Annotated in this window: 25 protein-coding genes; all 25 read right to left on the bottom strand. The window is 44.2% G+C overall.

Translation table 11 applies throughout. From position 1 onward, the window contains the following. Nucleotides 1-61: 61 nt before the first annotated feature. Nucleotides 62-1,102: a galactose-1-phosphate uridylyltransferase gene (gene galT, locus Q7S57_01385; GenBank protein MDO8511898.1), complete on the bottom strand. Its 1,041-nt coding sequence runs from the start codon at nt 1,100-1,102 to the stop codon at nt 62-64. Then, the gene (locus Q7S57_01390) at nt 1,077-1,892 is read right to left on the bottom strand and encodes a glycosyltransferase family 2 protein (GenBank protein MDO8511899.1); all 816 of its coding nucleotides are present in this window, start codon (nt 1,890-1,892) and stop codon (nt 1,077-1,079) included. The genes galT and Q7S57_01390 overlap by 26 nt, the downstream gene beginning before the upstream one ends. A 169-nt stretch (nt 1,893-2,061) precedes the next feature. After that, nucleotides 2,062-2,463, bottom strand: coding sequence for a Holliday junction resolvase RuvX (ruvX, locus tag Q7S57_01395; GenBank protein ID MDO8511900.1), 402 nt, complete (start codon nt 2,461-2,463; stop codon nt 2,062-2,064). After that, a complete protein-coding gene (gene map, locus Q7S57_01400; protein MDO8511901.1) occupies nt 2,463-3,245 on the bottom strand; it encodes a type I methionyl aminopeptidase in 783 nt (260 codons plus the stop codon). Before map ends, ruvX begins: the two co-directional genes overlap by 1 nt. Then, on the bottom strand, nt 3,242-3,907 hold the full coding sequence (locus tag Q7S57_01405) for a nucleoside monophosphate kinase (protein MDO8511902.1): 666 nt from the start codon (nt 3,905-3,907) through the stop codon (nt 3,242-3,244). Before Q7S57_01405 ends, map begins: the two co-directional genes overlap by 4 nt. 182 nt (nt 3,908-4,089) lie before the next feature. Continuing rightward, entirely contained in the window at nt 4,090-5,385 is a 1,296-nt protein-coding gene (secY, locus tag Q7S57_01410; GenBank protein ID MDO8511903.1) for a preprotein translocase subunit SecY, read from the bottom strand. A 206-nt stretch (nt 5,386-5,591) separates the two neighbouring features. Then, entirely contained in the window at nt 5,592-6,392 is an 801-nt protein-coding gene (locus Q7S57_01415; protein MDO8511904.1) for a hypothetical protein, read from the bottom strand. A 455-nt stretch (nt 6,393-6,847) separates the two neighbouring features. Next, on the bottom strand, nt 6,848-7,375 hold the full coding sequence (locus Q7S57_01420) for a thermonuclease family protein (protein MDO8511905.1): 528 nt from the start codon (nt 7,373-7,375) through the stop codon (nt 6,848-6,850). Between the two features lie 296 nt (nt 7,376-7,671). Continuing rightward, nucleotides 7,672-8,112 carry a 50S ribosomal protein L15 gene (gene rplO / locus Q7S57_01425; GenBank protein MDO8511906.1) on the bottom strand — a complete coding sequence of 147 codons (441 nt, stop codon included), beginning with the start codon at nt 8,110-8,112 and terminating at the stop codon, nt 7,672-7,674. A 1-nt stretch (nt 8,113) separates the two neighbouring features. Next, on the bottom strand, nt 8,114-8,638 hold the full coding sequence (rpsE, locus tag Q7S57_01430; protein MDO8511907.1) for a 30S ribosomal protein S5: 525 nt from the start codon (nt 8,636-8,638) through the stop codon (nt 8,114-8,116). Nucleotides 8,639-8,795: 157 nt separating this feature from the next. Then, nucleotides 8,796-9,176, bottom strand: coding sequence for a 50S ribosomal protein L18 (rplR, locus tag Q7S57_01435; GenBank protein MDO8511908.1), 381 nt, complete (start codon nt 9,174-9,176; stop codon nt 8,796-8,798). Nucleotides 9,177-9,196: 20 nt separating this feature from the next. Then, complete coding sequence (rplF, locus tag Q7S57_01440) at nt 9,197-9,754, bottom strand: 50S ribosomal protein L6 (GenBank protein MDO8511909.1); 558 nt, start codon at nt 9,752-9,754, stop codon at nt 9,197-9,199. A 155-nt stretch (nt 9,755-9,909) separates the two neighbouring features. After that, the gene (gene rpsH / locus Q7S57_01445; protein MDO8511910.1) at nt 9,910-10,296 is read right to left on the bottom strand and encodes a 30S ribosomal protein S8; all 387 of its coding nucleotides are present in this window, start codon (nt 10,294-10,296) and stop codon (nt 9,910-9,912) included. 14 nt (nt 10,297-10,310) lie between these two features. Then, nucleotides 10,311-10,598 (bottom strand): hypothetical protein, encoded by a 288-nt coding sequence (locus tag Q7S57_01450; GenBank protein MDO8511911.1) that lies wholly within the window; start codon nt 10,596-10,598, stop codon nt 10,311-10,313. 22 nt (nt 10,599-10,620) lie between these two features. Then, complete coding sequence (locus Q7S57_01455) at nt 10,621-10,806, bottom strand: type Z 30S ribosomal protein S14 (protein MDO8511912.1); 186 nt, start codon at nt 10,804-10,806, stop codon at nt 10,621-10,623. 24 nt (nt 10,807-10,830) lie between these two features. Further along, on the bottom strand, nt 10,831-11,445 hold the full coding sequence (rplE, locus tag Q7S57_01460; protein MDO8511913.1) for a 50S ribosomal protein L5: 615 nt from the start codon (nt 11,443-11,445) through the stop codon (nt 10,831-10,833). Nucleotides 11,446-11,594: 149 nt separating this feature from the next. Next, nucleotides 11,595-11,948 (bottom strand): 50S ribosomal protein L24, encoded by a 354-nt coding sequence (gene rplX, locus Q7S57_01465; GenBank protein MDO8511914.1) that lies wholly within the window; start codon nt 11,946-11,948, stop codon nt 11,595-11,597. After that, complete coding sequence (gene rplN, locus Q7S57_01470) at nt 11,942-12,313, bottom strand: 50S ribosomal protein L14 (GenBank protein MDO8511915.1); 372 nt, start codon at nt 12,311-12,313, stop codon at nt 11,942-11,944. The genes rplX and rplN overlap by 7 nt, the downstream gene beginning before the upstream one ends. After that, a complete protein-coding gene (gene rpsQ / locus Q7S57_01475; protein ID MDO8511916.1) occupies nt 12,310-12,618 on the bottom strand; it encodes a 30S ribosomal protein S17 in 309 nt (102 codons plus the stop codon). Before rpsQ ends, rplN begins: the two co-directional genes overlap by 4 nt. Before the next feature lie 147 nt (nt 12,619-12,765). Continuing rightward, nucleotides 12,766-13,047: a 50S ribosomal protein L29 gene (gene rpmC, locus Q7S57_01480; protein MDO8511917.1), complete on the bottom strand. Its 282-nt coding sequence runs from the start codon at nt 13,045-13,047 to the stop codon at nt 12,766-12,768. Between the two features lie 147 nt (nt 13,048-13,194). Beyond that, nucleotides 13,195-13,617 (bottom strand): 50S ribosomal protein L16, encoded by a 423-nt coding sequence (gene rplP / locus Q7S57_01485; protein ID MDO8511918.1) that lies wholly within the window; start codon nt 13,615-13,617, stop codon nt 13,195-13,197. Nucleotides 13,618-13,621: 4 nt separating this feature from the next. After that, nucleotides 13,622-13,882 (bottom strand): hypothetical protein, encoded by a 261-nt coding sequence (locus Q7S57_01490; GenBank protein ID MDO8511919.1) that lies wholly within the window; start codon nt 13,880-13,882, stop codon nt 13,622-13,624. A gap of 10 nt (nt 13,883-13,892) precedes the next feature. Then, nucleotides 13,893-14,534 carry a 30S ribosomal protein S3 gene (gene rpsC / locus Q7S57_01495; protein MDO8511920.1) on the bottom strand — a complete coding sequence of 214 codons (642 nt, stop codon included), beginning with the start codon at nt 14,532-14,534 and terminating at the stop codon, nt 13,893-13,895. Between the two features lie 210 nt (nt 14,535-14,744). After that, nucleotides 14,745-15,275 carry a 50S ribosomal protein L22 gene (rplV, locus tag Q7S57_01500; protein ID MDO8511921.1) on the bottom strand — a complete coding sequence of 177 codons (531 nt, stop codon included), beginning with the start codon at nt 15,273-15,275 and terminating at the stop codon, nt 14,745-14,747. After that, nucleotides 15,275-15,607 (bottom strand): 30S ribosomal protein S19, encoded by a 333-nt coding sequence (rpsS, locus tag Q7S57_01505; protein MDO8511922.1) that lies wholly within the window; start codon nt 15,605-15,607, stop codon nt 15,275-15,277. Before rpsS ends, rplV begins: the two co-directional genes overlap by 1 nt.

The following is a 15,607-nucleotide window of genomic DNA, read 5'->3' on the forward strand; positions in this document are numbered from 1 at the left end:
AAATCATCTTTCTTTGACCAGGGACCGACCTTGGACAAACCTGTCCAAGGTCGGTCCCTGGTCAGAATTGGCCCCGTAAATACTCGGCGTCATCTTCCGGCAGAGTTGTACTAATTTCCACTCCCGTGGCCATTTCGAACCCGGCCGACATTTGCATTCTTGGCAAGATATGAATCTGCCAATGAAAGTGCGCGTATTGATCTCGCGGATAATATGAGCCGGTGTCATCACACGGCGAGGAATAAAGATACATATTATATGCCGGATTATCAAAACCCTTATTCAGTCCTCCCGTGGCCCGCTTGAGCACTTCAACTAGTTGAGGTAATTCCAAATCGGTTAATCTTTCAAAACCGGCATGATGCTCTTTGGGAAGAATCCATTGTTCATAACTAACACGCGGTGCAAAGGGGGCCAACAAAATAAATAAATCATTTTCAAAAATAACCCGCGTTTTTTCACGGCGTTCAAATTGGACAATATCGCAATAACCACAATGTTTGTTTTTCTGAAAATATCTTTCCGCCCCGTCCAACAAATCCAAAACCTCATCAGTGGGAATAATCGGTAAAGCAAAAATTTGCCCATGAATGTGTTCCAAAGACGCGCCTGCACCCTGCAAATGATTCTCAATTACTTGCACGTAGTTTACCGTTGGTTTTTTTGTAAAATACAGATAACGATCGCGCAATGCTTTCAAAAAATACATTAGATCTGTTTCGGAAGACTTGTATGGATAACCGTTATGCTCACGGCCTACCACCACCTCGTGAAAACCAACCCCCTCCATGGCGCGATATAAACCTTCCTGCCTTTCCGCGACGGTGTCTTTTTCAATAAAAGCCGGATATTTATTGGGAAAAACACGGACCCGCCAGTCCTCTGTGTTTGGTAAATCCAATGTCGTCGGTTTCTGTGGAAATTTATCTTGATTACAGAACGGACAATCCGGTTTATAGTTAGGAATTTCTTCCTTCATTTCGTGCCCCTTATTAAAATCCTCCGGTTTTTTCGTCCGCGCAGTCGCCAAAACAACCCATTTCCCCGTTATTGGATCCTGCCGAAGTTCCGAATCTTTAAATGACTTGGTGGAATGGGTCATCGTATATTTTGCGCCAAATATTTCGTCGAATCCGAAAAACTTCCCCCAATACTTCAATATATGCGCCAGCCGACACGCGACTATTTGGATCGTTTAGCCAAACTACCGGTGCTTCTTTCATCTTAAAACCAAGCCGTTGTGCCACCGCCAAAATTTCAACGTCAAATCCCCAGCGATCGATAGTTAGACGAGGACAAATTTTTTCCACTGATGCGCCCGTAAACATCTTAAACCCACACTGCGTATCATGAATACCTCGTACGGCCATTATCTGAATCAAGAGGTTCCCCATCTGTCCCGCTAACTCCTTATACCAAGCTTGATGAATTTCTACATCCGAATCACTCAAGTGACGCGAGCCAATCACAATATCATATCCCTGTTCCTTAAAATATGGGAAAAAACGGTCAACATGATCGATGGAAGTAGAATTATCCGCATCCATAAAGACTCGATATTTACCAACAGCTTGCATTAAGCCATATCGAACGGCGTAGCCCTTGCCGTGATTCTTCGCGTCAGGATACTGGACAGCCTCAAATTTCTGAATTCCTTTTATCGCACCGGCCTGCACTTGCGTCTTGGTGGCAAAATCACGCACCACATCACTTGTTTTGTCTTTTGAACCATCGTCTACCACCAATATCTCGGATGAATAATTCTGCTTTTGCAAAAACGCAACAACACTCTTTAGTGTTTCCGGGAGTCGTTTTTCCTCGTTATAAGCGGGAATGATGACGGAGAGGTAGGTGGTAGCTTGTTTTTCCACCGGGTTTGATGTTTCAGACATGGCTAGATTATAACATGACTTTCGATTGACATAAAATGCCGAAAAAATTATCAATTTTCAATGGCCAATTTTCAATTAATGTTCAAACTCCAATTTTCAAACAACGACGTCGTAATTGATAATTGAGCCATTGATAATTAATTGAAAATTGGGAATTGATAATTGAAAATTATCTTTTCCTGTTTTTCTCCAACCAAGTCTCCAGCAACAACCGCGCCGCTTCCGCGTCCGGACTCTTCATCCCTTTCATTCGTGCCGCCATCGCGCTGGATTTGGTGGAAAAACGTTCGTCCACAAATTCTAATGGCAACCCGAGGTTATTCGTTAACTCATTGCCAAAAGACCGCACAATCGATGCCTGCGGGCCCTCTTGGCCGTCTAAAGACAACGGTAAACCCAGCAAAATTCTTTCCACGCGTTCATTGTTTGCAACCCGCCGGATTGCCTCAAAACATTCATTACGCGGTTCGGCCGGAACGGTTTTTAATGCCAACGCAAATTTTTGGTCGGTATCGGTAATCGCCAACCCCACCCGCACCGACCCGTAATCAATTGCCAGTACTGTACCCATTATTTTGTCGTTGTGAGCACGCGCGTTCCGTCTTTCGTAATCGCGACAGTTACCTCTTCATGCGCGGAAAACTTCCCGTCTTCAGTCAATACTGTCCAACCGTCATCGGCCGTTACAATTTCTTTTTTACCCATATTCACCATTGGTTCAATGGCGATAACCGTACCGATTGGCAATGAAACGCCTTGTCCTTTTCGGCCATAATTTGGCACGTTCGGCGCTTCATGAAGCGCAAAACCCACGCCGTGACCGACCATCTCGCGCACCACCGAATAACCGGCTTTTTCCGCCACTTTCTGCACCGACGCGCCAATTTCACCCGTTGTAACATTTGGTTTAACCACGTCGATTGCGGCTTGAAGTGATTGCTTTGTCGTAGCAATTAAACTTTTCGACGCCGATGAAATTTTTCCCACCCCAACCGTCATTGCCGTATCCGTATAAAGTCCGTCGTAAAGACAACCAATATCCAAACTGACAATGTCACCTTCTTCCAAAGGTTGATCATTAGGAATCCCGTGAACCACCGCGCTGTTTACCGAAACACACAAAGTTGCCGGGAAGGCTTCTACCGCTTCTCCCGACGGAGAATAATTTTTAAAAGCCGGTTGTGCGCCTTTTTCCAAAAGTTTCTTTTCGGCCGTTTGATCTAATTCAATACCTGTGATCCCAGGCTTTACCATTCCCGCCACTTCTTCCAAAACAGTACGCAAAATTTTTCCACCTTTAGCCATTCGCTCGATTTCTTCGGTGGTTTTTAATTTTATTTCTAATTTGTTCATAATCCCAGTCTTTTTCTTATCACTTTTTCCACATCTTCAGCAACTTCCGTGATTGGGCGAGCACCATCAATATGCTCACTTAAACCAAGACTATCAAGATAATTGATTACCGGCTGAGTGCGATATTTGAATTCCTCCCAGCGATTTTCCATTGCTTCCGGAACATCGTCGACACGCTTCACCAACTGAGCACCGCATTTTTGACATTTTTCTGTTCCAACTATCGCGGGCGTATTACATTTTTCACAAACCATTCTTACCAACAGACGCTCGCGCGCATTCATAATCGGTATATCCAAACAAATTGCCAAAATTTTTCCAACATGGTCTTTACCCAATTCAGCCAAAAGCGCTTCTACTTCATACAAAGTCCTGGGCGATCCATCAAACACAACCCCGTTTCCGCGAGCAAGAATCTCCTTCGTTTTTCCAACAACAATTTCAACCACAATTGGCGGAGGGGCCAAGGTGCCGGCATCAATTATTGCCGTGATCATTTTAGCAACCTCGGTCGACTCTGTTCGCATCGAACGCAAAATTTTCCCGGTTTCAATTCTTTCAAAACCGAGGCGTTCCTGAACAAAACGCGCCTGGGTTCCCTTTCCGGACCCCGGTGCGCCCATGAACATAATTACTCCTTTACCTTTTTTGGAATTTTCCATCGCGCCCATAGAATAACTTGATTTTTATTTTTGAGCAAGAAACACTACTTTTAAACCCCAAATCCCAATGTCCAATGTCCAACAAAATCACAAATCCAAAAACCCAAAACGACGTGTTTTTGGGATTTAGATAATTTAGGATTTTGTTGAGGTTTGGGGTTTGAAAATTGGGATTTTCAGCCTCAGCTGTTCTCGTACTCGCGCATCGTCAACTGCGCGTCGATTTGTTTCATTGTTTCAAGAATAACGGACACGACGATGAGCAAGCCTGTGCCACCAACCGTCAAAGTGCTCATTTTTGTAAAACCCTGTGCGACTAATGGCAAGACCGCGATTATCCCTAGGAAAAGCGCGCCGGCTAATGTAATTCTGTTTGTAACGGCCTTCAGGTAAAGCATGGTCGCGTGACCAGGACGAATCCCCGGCACGAACCCGCCCTGTTTCTGCAAGTGTTCGGCAATACGTTTCGGATCAAATGTAACGGCGGTATAAAAATAAGTAAACACAACAACAAGCAAGAAGTAGAAAATGCCATAGAAGGCACTGTTATTAAACAAACCCACAACACTGCGAGAAATTTCCGCGATTATGGTAATTGAGGATGTTGCGAAAAATTGTGCGATCACTCCTGGAAATAAAAGAAGTGACAAAGCGAAAATAATTGGAATGACGCCGGCCTGATTAACACGCAACGGCAAGTGAGTTGATACCCCACCCATTAATTTTCCACCACGAACGCGTTTGGCATAACTGACCGGAATATTACGCTGGGCTTCTGTCACAAAAACGACACCGGCCGTAACTACAACGGCAATCAGCAAAAACACCAAATAAACCGGAATTTTGGTCGGATCATACAATGAAACGGTTTGCTGTAACGATTGTGGAAGTTGCGCGATAATACCGACAAAAATAATCAACGAAGCACCATTGCCCAGTCCTTGTTCGGTAATAATTTCACCAAGCCACATCAGCAATATTGACCCAGCCGTGACGGTAATAATTGTGATGGCCATTTCGAGTGGCGTGAAAGTGAGTTGTGCGCCAACACCGCCGGAAGCGGACCCACGCTGTAAAATTGTCAGGAAACCAAAAGCCTGCACGATACCAAGCGGTACCGCCATAAGCCTAGTATACATTTGAATTTTTTGACGACCGGCTTCCCCTTCTTCCCGTTGTAACTGTTCAAACTTTGGAATAATAACAGTGAGCAACTGCATTACAATCGAAGCCGTGATGTACGGACCAACTCCAAGCATTGCCAAAGATAGTCTCGACAAACCGCCTCCGGAAAAGATGTTCAAGAGACCGATAAGATTATTTCCTTCAAAGAAACGCCTTAAGCTTTCCGCCTCAATCCCGGGAACTGGGATATGAGAAGCGATACGAAAAACCACTAACAGCCCAATCATGATTAAAAGTTTTTTTCTAAGATCGGGAGCCTTGAATAAGGCACTAAAACGGGCAAATGGTTGCATACCCAAACATGATAGGATATTTATGACTTTTTTGCCAGTGTATTGAGGTCGGACATCGCGCTAGGGTCGGACTTTGTGAAAGGTCCGACCCTCATTGGTAGCGCCGTAGACCAATCAAGGTCGGACCCCTTCGCGGAGTCCGACCTTGAACAAAAAAATCGGGTGCTCGCAAATTGCGAACACCCGTTGACTCGACTCTCGAAAAGCTACACTTGCACGACCGCCTGCTCGCGACGCTCCTTGTCGGCGATGACGGCCTCGAGCGCCCCGAGGCTTAAACTCCCAGGACACTTTGTGTGAAACCGTACATCTTCCGGACCGACCTGCATCGGATTGGGATCAGAACCGGTATTGAACACAAACAGCATATAGCGATCGTCAGCCAACCTATATGTTTTGTGCACCTCCGGGTTTTTTCGGTCACCACGGACTTCACTGAAAATCAGCTCTCCTTCATCCATGGCACGAGACCGATCCTCGACGATGTACTCGACAACTAATCCCTCGACAGTAGTTCTCGTTTTGACAATTTCCTTTTGGCGCTTTTCTTCCGCTTCGAACTTCACCGAGGCTTCATCGGAGATGCGTCGCGCCAAACGCGCACGCAATTCGGATTCGTGAGACCCATCGGATTCGGGAACCACAGCCTTCTTTTCCCGCCAATCATCTCCCAGTTCCTTCAGGCAAGCGGCAAATTCCTCATTCTGCCTCATGTGTCGCACAAACATCCTGTTGGCCTCTTCGATGACCTCGGGCAGTGTTTCCGGGTGAATAAACGACAGAGTCTCGAAATGGCGACGACCATACTTCTGAATAAATAGGGTTGAATCATTCGGATCGTTCGGATTCCACACGGAGGATGAAACCAACTCCCTCCGATTTTCTTCATCATCTAGTACGTTCATAACCCACCTCCAGATGAAGCCGATCAAAACAGCCGTCCCCCAAAAACCGAACCACACAAAAGCAAACCACCAGCCCACATTCGGATTCTCTAGACTAAACATAACCCCCTACCCTTTTACCGAGACCCGCTCGGCACGGTTCCGTCATATAGGCGGAAAACTTGCTCCCGTTTACGTATCCGCGTATAGCGAACTTTGGGAGCGACCAAACAAACCCACCGGCATTAAACGCCAGCGAGTAACTACTCTCAATTTATGCAATTTGGGAAAATACAGACAGATAAATCAGCCCCTAATTATACTCCCAAACAGAGTTTTTGTAAATAGTGTGGGATTTTTAGGGATTTTATTAGCTTGGGTTGGCTGATTTTTACGAACATTGACGAACGACGACACATTAAGGAGTATCCTGCGAAAGGATACTCCTTAAACGGACGTGACAACCAAAACGAGAGCGCGTGAGCGCTCTCGTTTCTATTATTACTTGAGATTGCCCGCCCCTTCAGGGGCGAGGCTCGCCCAGATGGGCGGCTTCGGCCTCGCAAAGACTACGCTGACTATTTCGTCTTAGTGTAAAATCCGTCGCACTTGTTGGCGGCCCAGAATCCACGCTTTGCGGCTTTTGCTTCTTTTTCAAATTTCATAAATGTTTTTTGGTAGAACGATGGCTTCTTGGCATTAACGGCTTTTGCGTAACCGTCGCGAATCATCATTGTGCCAAAAACGCGCCCGTCTTCCATCACGACATTGCGAAGCAAGTTGCCGTTCTTGTCTTCATTGCCCTGTGTTTCGTCCTCAATTAATGTCACAAACGCGCTTTCGGCGATTTTCTTGGCGCGTACCCACGAGTCTTTGCTGTAGCACTGCGCTTTCGTCGTTGCCGTCAGGCGATCCGGCGCGTCCATCCCGATTACCTTCACGAATTTGGAATCGCCATTTATGGAAACCTGCAGCCAATCACCGCTCAACACCGACAACACTTTGACATGTTCGTCCTTGTGCGGTGCCGCCACAACCGGCATAATTGGAAAAAGGCTCGCCACAAATGAGAGTGAAACGACACTTGCTGCTAGCTTCTTAAACATAGTTTGTGTTTGATTAATAATATTACCTGTAAATTGTAGCACAAACCGAAAGACGGTACCTGTTGATAAAGCAGTACTTTTAAATTCCAAACCCCAATGACCCAGCCGTCGCTAAAGCTATGGCCGGCAGGCCAATGTCCAACAAAATCCTAAACACACTAAAACCCAAAGACGCGTTTTGGGATTTAGGAAATTATGGTTTTGTTGGGATTTGGGGTTTGGACATTGGGATTTTTGAGGCCATTTGTCCCCGTCCAAATCTCCCCTCGCCCCTCTTTGAAAAAGAGGGGAACACTTTATTTTTTTATGCCTACCGACCCGCCGGCTTTTTCGATTTTTTCCTTCGCGGATTTGGAAATTGGCAAGTTGATTTTTAATGCTTTGGTAATTTCGCCATCTCCCAAAACTTTGACAGGATATTCACCCGGATTAATGAGACCATTGGCAGTAAGAGATTTCAAATCGACAGTTGCACCGGCCGGAAAAACGCGCTCCAAATCCATAATATTGATGGCTTTGGTTGGCGGTTTTTGCTTGCGAGAAATACCGCGAGTTTTTGGTAAACGTTGATAGATTGGTGTTTGACCACCTTCGAAACCGGCACGAATACGGGCTCCGGCACGGGATTTTTGACCTTTTGTACCGCGACCACTGGTCTTACCGGTACCAGAAGAAATACCGCGTCCTAGACGCTTTTTTCGGATCTTCTTCCCTATTCTTAATGAATCATGTCGCATTTTATTCTCCTTTCTTTACTTCCGGTTGAGCTTCTACTACTTCGGTTACTTTAGCTTTTTTCAACGGTCGAGCTTGCATCGCGGTAAGGGCCATTATTGTCGCTTTTACGACATTCAAGCTGTTGTGGGAACCCATCATTTTGCTGGACAAATCACGTAAACCGCCAAGCAAGGCAACCGAACGAATAGGGCCACCGGCAATAATACCGGAACCTTGCGGAGCCGGTTTTAAGAAAACTGTGGCGCCACGAAAGGTGCGAGTAATTTCATGCGGGATTGTTCCGCCTTCAATAATGAAGCGAACGACGTTTTTCTTAGCCGATTCTTGCGCTTTGCTAATTGCGTTTTGCACATCCGCGCCCTTGGAAACACCCAAACCGACATTACCGCGCTTGTCGCCAATAATTACCGTGGCGCGAAAACGGAAACGACGTCCACCTTTAACCACGCGCGTCACACGACGTAATTCAACTACGCGATGGTCAAATTGGTCGTCACTTTGTCCTGGAAATTTTTGGAATGCCATACCCAGTATATCAACTTCCAATTTGAACAAACTTTGTTTGTTCAAAACTGGCAAGCATTAAGGTTAATTTATTTCGCTTAGTCATATGTTTGATTGATGAATAATCTATTTTCATGAAATTGGAAGTTGTATTACTGGGCATGGTAATTAGTTTATATTAGAATTCAAGTCCGCCACTTCGAGCGCCATCGGCTACAGCCTTCACTACGCCGTGATACAAATAACCACCGCGATCAAAAACAACTTTCTTAATACCGGCCTTTTTGGCCTTTTCCGCCAAATTTTCACCTAGCGCAAAACCTTTTGCAACACGCGCGGTACGCTCTTTAGTTGCTTTGATTTTCTTATCTAATTCTTGATCGCGCGCCGAAACAAGTGTTTTGCTGTTGGCATCATCGATCAGTTGCAAAATCAAATGTTTGTTACTGCGATAAACAGACAAACGAGGAAGTTCCGCAACACCGGAAACACGGCTACGAATGCGGTTGTGGCGCTTTAAGCGATTAACTTTTCTTGTGATAGATGGAGATTTAAACATATATTTGAATACTAGTTAACTTATTTGCTATCGGTACCGCCAACAACCTTACCAACCTTACGGCGAACATATTCGCCAACATAGCGGATACCCTTTCCTTTATATGGTTCCGGTTTGCGGGTCTTGCGGATAATTGCCGCTGTTTCACCAACCAAATACTTATCAATACCGGTAATAGTGATAATACCTTTTTCAACGGCGAAACTGATGCCAGCCGGCGCAGGAATTTCCACTGGATGCGAATAACCAACCAGCAAAACAAGCGTACTGCCTTTCACTTCCGCGCGGTAACCGACACCTTGCACTTCCAATTTCTTTTCAAAACCAGCCGTAACGCCGGTGACAAGGTTTTGAACTAACGCGCGAGACATTCCCCACAAGGCACCGATACCACCGATTTTTTCATCAGAAGTCTTCGGACGAACGACAATCGTTTCGTTTTCCAAAACGGCTTCAACGGCCGGATGCAAAGTCAAAGAAAGCGTGCCCTTAGGACCGGCAACAGAAACAGCACTACCATTAATTGTGACGGTGACGCCAGCAGTTACTTTGATAGGATTTTTACCAATTCTTGACATACCCAGTATATCAACCGCCAATGCAAGCGTTGAAACGCTTGCAAAAATCGGCCGAGATGAAGAATAAAGATGACATTTGAGTGATTCTAGAGTTTAATATAATTCTATTAACTTTGCAATAATTGGCGGTTGTATTACTGGGCATAATATTATAATTACCAAACTTTACAAATAACTTCTCCACCAATTTTCTGACGGCGCGCTTCTTTGTCGGTCATCAAACCTTTTGAGGTGGAGATAACCGCGATACCGATACCGGACAAAACATGAGGAATTTCATCTTGACGCACATACCAACGACGGGACGGTTTGCTGACGCGCTGGATATCATTAATCACCGGGACAGTATCTTGATACAAAAGTGTCATTTCTAAAACACGCTGTGGGCCTTCTTCCATCGTTGTAACCGGACCAATCATGCCTTCTTTGCGAAGCACATCGGCAATTTGATGCTTAAGTTTAGAGTATGGAACACGTACAACAGTAAGCCTTGCCGCCGAAGCGTTCTTGATACTCGTTACCATGTTTGCAATTTGATCCATAATATAGAATATTGTTAGATTAAACTATTTTTATCAGCAAATCCTTCACCGGACACATTTGGGGTTTTTATCAACTCCCTAATTTTCAATTTACAATTATCAATTTTCAATGAATTATCAATGCTTCCAGCCTTCGCCAAGGCTTCGGCCGGCAAGAAATTTTCAAACAACGACGCTACGCTCCGTTTTGATAATTTAAATAATTGAAAATTAATTGCAAAATTGATCATTGATAATTGATAATTTGCAAACGTTAATTTACGAATTTCCCCCGTTGCTTTGTTTGAGATTAATGATTTCATAAGAGTATATAAGTATGTTCTATTACCAAGACGCTTTTTTCACTCCGGGGATTTCACCACGACTGGCAAGCTCTCTGAAGCAAATACGACACATATCGAAATCACGCATATACCCACGACGACGACCACAACGGAAACATCTTCGAACAATTCGTGTAGAAAACTTCGGCTTCTTCTTTGCTTTCGCGATTTGTGAGGCTTTAGCCATAAGTAAATATTAGATTCGTAATAATTAAGCGTGCTTCTTGCTACTCGTCTTTTTTTGAACTCCGAAAACCTTCGTGTCTTCAATCGCCGCGTCTGTCAGCGGGAAACCAATACTTTCAAACAAAACTTTCGCTTCTTCCTTATTCTTGGCAGTGGTAACAACCGTAACTTGCAAGCCGAAGATCGTTTCAATTTTCTGCGGATCTACTTCCGGAAAGGCAGCCGCTTCGCGAATCCCGACGGACATGTTGCCATTCTGATCGATACATTTGCTTTGAACACCACGGAAATCTCGAACACGAGGAAAAACAACATGAATCAGTTTCTTCAAAAAGTCGTCCATACGCTTACCACGCAATGTAACCATTAAACCGGCAACTTGATTTTCGCGAAGTTTAAAACCGGCAATGGATTTCTTGGATAATGTTTGGGCCGGTTTTTGGCCGGTGAGCAAAACCAAACCTTTTTCCACGTCTTCCAAAAACTTACCTTCTTTGGCGTGCTTACCAACACCCGACGCCACAACAATGTGATCAACCCTTGGTAAGGACATCAAATTCTCACGTTTCAATTTTTCTTTCAAAATTGGCAACGCGTTTTGGAGATATGTTTCTTTGGAGTTGAGACTAGACTTCGTCATACCCCGTATATCAACCGCCAATGCAAGCGTTGAAACGCTTGCAAAAACCGGTCGAGATGAAAAATAAAGATAACATTTGAGTGATTCTAGAGTTTAATATATTTCTATTAACTTTGCAATAATTGGCGGTTGTATTACGGGGCATATATTTAAGCAATAATAGCTGAACATTTTTTGCAAATTCGATCACGGGTACTCTTGCCGTCCGTCGCAACCGTGCGTCTTAATCCGACGCGCGTGGCTTTTCCGCAAGACGGACAAATAAGCATTGTGCGAGAAACCGGAACCTTTGACGGAATAGCAACCGTTTGTCCTTTTTCACCGGCTTTACGCGGACGAATGTGTTTCTTTACGATATTGGCGCCATCTACAACCAAACGACCTTCTTTAGGAAATACAACCAACACCTTTCCCGTCTTGTCACGATCTTTACCGGACAACATTTTTACGGTGTCGCCTTTCTTAATCTTTATCTTCAACACTTTTTCAAGTTTCTTTACCATACTTCTGGGGCTAATGAAATAATTTTTTGATAACCTTTATCACGCACTTCACGCGCGATGGGTCCAAAAATACGCGTTCCCATCGGTTCCTTCGAATCTTTTTGCAAAACCACCGCCGCGTTCTCATCAAAACGAATATGGGAACCATCCGCGCGAGAAACTTCTTTGCGTTGACGAACAACAACCGCTCTCACCACATCACCCTTTTTTACCAAGCCACGCGGTTGCGCCGATTTAACGGAACAAACAATCATATCACCCATATAAGAATAGCGACGACCGGTGTTACCGATAACTTTTATACACTGCAAAAGTGTCGCTCCGGAGTTGTCGGCAACCGAAAGCATTGTGCGCATCTGAATCATACTGTTTCTCCTTTAATTACGGCCGATGTAACAATACTCACTAAGCGAAAATTCTTACGGGCGGACATTGGACGACATTTTTCAATCGTCACCTTATCATTCATTTTCGCTTCCCCTTTTTCATCATGCACCAAATATTTCTTTGAACGACTATATTGCTTGTGTAATTTCAAATGCCATACCAAACGGTCCACTTTAACCGCAATTGTTTTGGTCATCTTTCCTGCAGACACGACAATCCCAGTCAACCGTTGCGGGTGTTTTTCAGATACTACTTCTTCTGTTTTTTGAGTAACTTTAGTCATGGCCCCGTATATCAACTTCCAATTTGAACAAACTTTGTTTGTTCAAAACTGGCAAGCATTAAAATTAAAACTTTTTGCACGTTCATATTTTTTCTGATTAAGTAATTCATTATTTTAAAATTGGAAGTTGTATTTCGGGGCATGACTTTATTTCGTAGATGAATGAGAATTATTCTCATGTTCCGTAAGAATTGTCAACCCTTCGACGTTGCTCAGGGTTGACCCCTCGACTCGGCTCGGGGATAACCGTGACTCGTGTAGAACGGTCAAGCATCTCGCTAATTCATGACGGACCATCGATAATTTCTTAACATTTTTTTCGCTTCCCTTCGCCGACCCAAAACGCATTTGTTCAATTTGGGCACGCAATTCTTCTACTTTGACTTTCAAAGTTTCCGGCGCAATTTGTCTTAATTCTTTTGCTTTCATACCCAGTATATCAACTTCCAATATAAGCAATCGCGGATTGCTTATATTTAATTATAACTAAGCTTGCATTCTTCATATTATTCTGAATCAAATTTTGCTTGGAAATAAATTTCATAATATTGGAAGTTGTATTACTGGGCATAGGATTTACAAAGATGATGTTTTACAAACAAAGGCGGTTTTTACCGGCAATTTGTCGGAAGCCAAACGGATCGCGCGTTTTGTTGTTGCTTCATCCAATCCGTCAACTTCTAAAATAATACGCCCTCTGCGCACAACCGCCACAAAGTGGTCGACCGCGCCCTTACCGGATCCCATTGGTACTTCCGCGCCCTTCTTCGTAATCGGCTTGTCCGGGAACACACGGATCCAAACTTTACCGGAACGTTGCATAAAGCGTGTCATCGCGCGACGCGCCGCTTCCAGTTGACGCGCGGTAATCCAGCGACTTTCGAGCGCGCGCAAACCGTACTGGCCAAACGCTAACGTTGAACCGGCAACAGAGACTCCTCGCACCGAACCTTTTTGATGCTTACGGTGTTTGACTTTTTTGGGATTCAAAAGTGGCATAATATTAGAAAATTTCAGCTAAATTGCGTTTATCAAACATTTCTGTAATCGAAGTTAAAATGTTTCGCAATATGCCACTAATTTTCAATTTACAATTATCAATTTTCAATGAATTATCAATTCTTAAATTATCAAACAACGACGCGACGTTAATTTTTGAAAATTTAGATAATTGAAAATTAATTGCAAAATTGATAATTGATAATTGATAATTTACAAAACTCATTTTCTTATCCGAATCATTTTGTGACATAAGCATCTTCATAAATTCATTATTATTCGCTAACTTTGTCATCGGTATACATCCAAACTTTGACACCGATCGTACCAAAGGTTGTAAACGCGGTCGCTTCACCATAAGTAATGTTGGCACGCAAAGTGTGTAAAGGAAGATTTCCATCGCCCAACCATTCCGTGCGGGCAATATCCGCGCCATTCAAACGGCCCTTAACCTTGATACGCGCCCCTTTGGCACCGGATTGCATAATACGACCTATCGATTGCTTCAAGATTCTGCGGAAAGGCATGCGACGTTCCAGTTGATCGGCAATTGATAATGCGACAGTACCGGCATCGCGATCCGGACGCTTAACTTCTTGAACATTTACGCGAATATCTTTTTCACTGCCCAAGCGTATACGCAATTCTTTACGCATTTCCTCGATACCACTGCCACCGCGTCCGATTACGACTGCCGGACGCGCCGTCTTAATATTGAAAGTAATGGCGCGCGGTGTGCGTTCAATATCAACAACATGCACCATACCCGTGCGAAACTTATCGCGGACTAATTTACGCAAGATAGTATCTTCTTTTAACTGGGTACGATATTCCAAAGGACGATCAGCAAACCACCTGGAAGCCCAAGTACCTGTAATACCGATACGTAAACCGCGGGGATGACAACGATGAGACATAAAGTATATTTTAAATAAAGCTATTTTCCAGAAATAAATTACTGCTATTTTCCTTTCCTGATTCAGTTACGCCCAAAAATCTCAAACTCCAAATCCCAAATCCCAAAAACTTACTCGACGCAAAACCCGCGACGCGATTCAATGCGTTTTTGGACATTTGGTCATTGAGATTTTTTTGGAAATTGGTCATTGGAAATTGGAAATTATCGTTTATCCTTCGCCTGCACGTCTTTGGAATGCTTGACGTGAACTCTTCGGCGAGGCGGCCTTTTTTACCGCGCCGGTTGAAGTCGCTTCTGTTTCCGTGCTCGTTTTCTCTTTCTTCACGGCAAGATCCTCCGCGGATAAATCTTCAATCTTTCGTCTTACAATTTCAGATTTCTTTCCTTCAATCTTCTTCTTACTTGGCTCACGTTCTGCTAAAAACATATCAATGTGGGAAGTCTTCTTTTCAATGCGGAAAGCGGCACCTTTGGATCTTGGCATAAAACGCTTAAGTTTCGTTCCACCACCAACTCGCACTTCCCTAACAAATAACTTCTCGGCATCCAATTCATAGTTATGTTTCGCGTTAGCAACCGCCGATTGCAAAAGTTTCAACAGAGGACCGGAACTGCGTTGTGGCAAAAACTGTAGAGTAGAAATCGCTTGCTTTATTGAAAGACCGCGTAGCTCTTTAGCTACCAAACGCACTTTGCGAGGGGCAATCCGTATAAAACCTAGTCGAGCGTGTATGTCCATTACTTTCCTTTCTCTTCCGGCGCCTTCAGAGCGGAGGACGCGGCTAACGCAACTTTTTGCGCTTCTTCCTTGGCCATCTGACCACCGTGACGAATAAACTTACGCGTCGGAGAAAATTCACCAAGCTTGTGCCCAACCATATCTTCCGTGCAATTTACGGTAATAAAATCTTTTCCGTTATGCACCTGAAATTGAACGCCAACCATTTCCGGTGTAATCGAGCAAGCTCGGGACCAGGTCTTAATTGGCGTACGATCGCCCGGGCGCTTATTTTGCACCTTCTTAATTACCCGTTCGTCCACGTAGGGACCCTTCTTGAGAGATCGAGACAT

The sequence above is a fragment of the bacterium genome (genome assembly GCA_030647555.1).
Taxonomy (GTDB): Bacteria; Patescibacteriota; Andersenbacteria; order UBA10190; family CAIZMI01; genus CAIZMI01.

What these genes read in the sequence shown, in the direction of transcription:
- rplP (MDO8511918.1), bottom strand. Translation starts at nt 13,617, where the DNA reads ATGCCACTTTTGAATCCCAAAAAAGTCAAACACCGTAAGCATCAAAAA.
- rpsS (MDO8511922.1), bottom strand. Translation starts at nt 15,607, where the DNA reads ATGTCTCGATCTCTCAAGAAGGGTCCCTACGTGGACGAACGGGTAATT.
- Q7S57_01390 (MDO8511899.1), bottom strand. Translation starts at nt 1,892, where the DNA reads ATGTCTGAAACATCAAACCCGGTGGAAAAACAAGCTACCACCTACCTC.
- map (MDO8511901.1), bottom strand. Translation starts at nt 3,245, where the DNA reads ATGAACAAATTAGAAATAAAATTAAAAACCACCGAAGAAATCGAGCGA.
- rplO (MDO8511906.1), bottom strand. Translation starts at nt 8,112, where the DNA reads ATGCGACATGATTCATTAAGAATAGGGAAGAAGATCCGAAAAAAGCGT.
- Q7S57_01455 (MDO8511912.1), bottom strand. Translation starts at nt 10,806, where the DNA reads ATGGCTAAAGCCTCACAAATCGCGAAAGCAAAGAAGAAGCCGAAGTTT.
- galT (MDO8511898.1), bottom strand. Translation starts at nt 1,102, where the DNA reads ATGACCCATTCCACCAAGTCATTTAAAGATTCGGAACTTCGGCAGGAT.
- secY (MDO8511903.1), bottom strand. Translation starts at nt 5,385, where the DNA reads ATGCAACCATTTGCCCGTTTTAGTGCCTTATTCAAGGCTCCCGATCTT.
- rplF (MDO8511909.1), bottom strand. Translation starts at nt 9,754, where the DNA reads ATGTCAAGAATTGGTAAAAATCCTATCAAAGTAACTGCTGGCGTCACC.
- rplE (MDO8511913.1), bottom strand. Translation starts at nt 11,445, where the DNA reads ATGACGAAGTCTAGTCTCAACTCCAAAGAAACATATCTCCAAAACGCG.
- rpsQ (MDO8511916.1), bottom strand. Translation starts at nt 12,618, where the DNA reads ATGACTAAAGTTACTCAAAAAACAGAAGAAGTAGTATCTGAAAAACAC.
- ruvX (MDO8511900.1), bottom strand. Translation starts at nt 2,463, where the DNA reads ATGGGTACAGTACTGGCAATTGATTACGGGTCGGTGCGGGTGGGGTTG.
- Q7S57_01405 (MDO8511902.1), bottom strand. Translation starts at nt 3,907, where the DNA reads ATGGAAAATTCCAAAAAAGGTAAAGGAGTAATTATGTTCATGGGCGCA.
- Q7S57_01415 (MDO8511904.1), bottom strand. Translation starts at nt 6,392, where the DNA reads ATGTTTAGTCTAGAGAATCCGAATGTGGGCTGGTGGTTTGCTTTTGTG.
- rpsC (MDO8511920.1), bottom strand. Translation starts at nt 14,534, where the DNA reads ATGTCTCATCGTTGTCATCCCCGCGGTTTACGTATCGGTATTACAGGT.
- rplV (MDO8511921.1), bottom strand. Translation starts at nt 15,275, where the DNA reads ATGGACATACACGCTCGACTAGGTTTTATACGGATTGCCCCTCGCAAA.
- Q7S57_01490 (MDO8511919.1), bottom strand. Translation starts at nt 13,882, where the DNA reads ATGAAGATGCTTATGTCACAAAATGATTCGGATAAGAAAATGAGTTTT.
- rplR (MDO8511908.1), bottom strand. Translation starts at nt 9,176, where the DNA reads ATGTTTAAATCTCCATCTATCACAAGAAAAGTTAATCGCTTAAAGCGC.
- rplN (MDO8511915.1), bottom strand. Translation starts at nt 12,313, where the DNA reads ATGATTCAGATGCGCACAATGCTTTCGGTTGCCGACAACTCCGGAGCG.
- Q7S57_01420 (MDO8511905.1), bottom strand. Translation starts at nt 7,375, where the DNA reads ATGTTTAAGAAGCTAGCAGCAAGTGTCGTTTCACTCTCATTTGTGGCG.
- rpsH (MDO8511910.1), bottom strand. Translation starts at nt 10,296, where the DNA reads ATGGATCAAATTGCAAACATGGTAACGAGTATCAAGAACGCTTCGGCG.
- rpmC (MDO8511917.1), bottom strand. Translation starts at nt 13,047, where the DNA reads ATGAAAGCAAAAGAATTAAGACAAATTGCGCCGGAAACTTTGAAAGTC.
- rplX (MDO8511914.1), bottom strand. Translation starts at nt 11,948, where the DNA reads ATGGTAAAGAAACTTGAAAAAGTGTTGAAGATAAAGATTAAGAAAGGC.
- Q7S57_01450 (MDO8511911.1), bottom strand. Translation starts at nt 10,598, where the DNA reads ATGAAATCATTAATCTCAAACAAAGCAACGGGGGAAATTCGTAAATTA.
- rpsE (MDO8511907.1), bottom strand. Translation starts at nt 8,638, where the DNA reads ATGGCATTCCAAAAATTTCCAGGACAAAGTGACGACCAATTTGACCAT.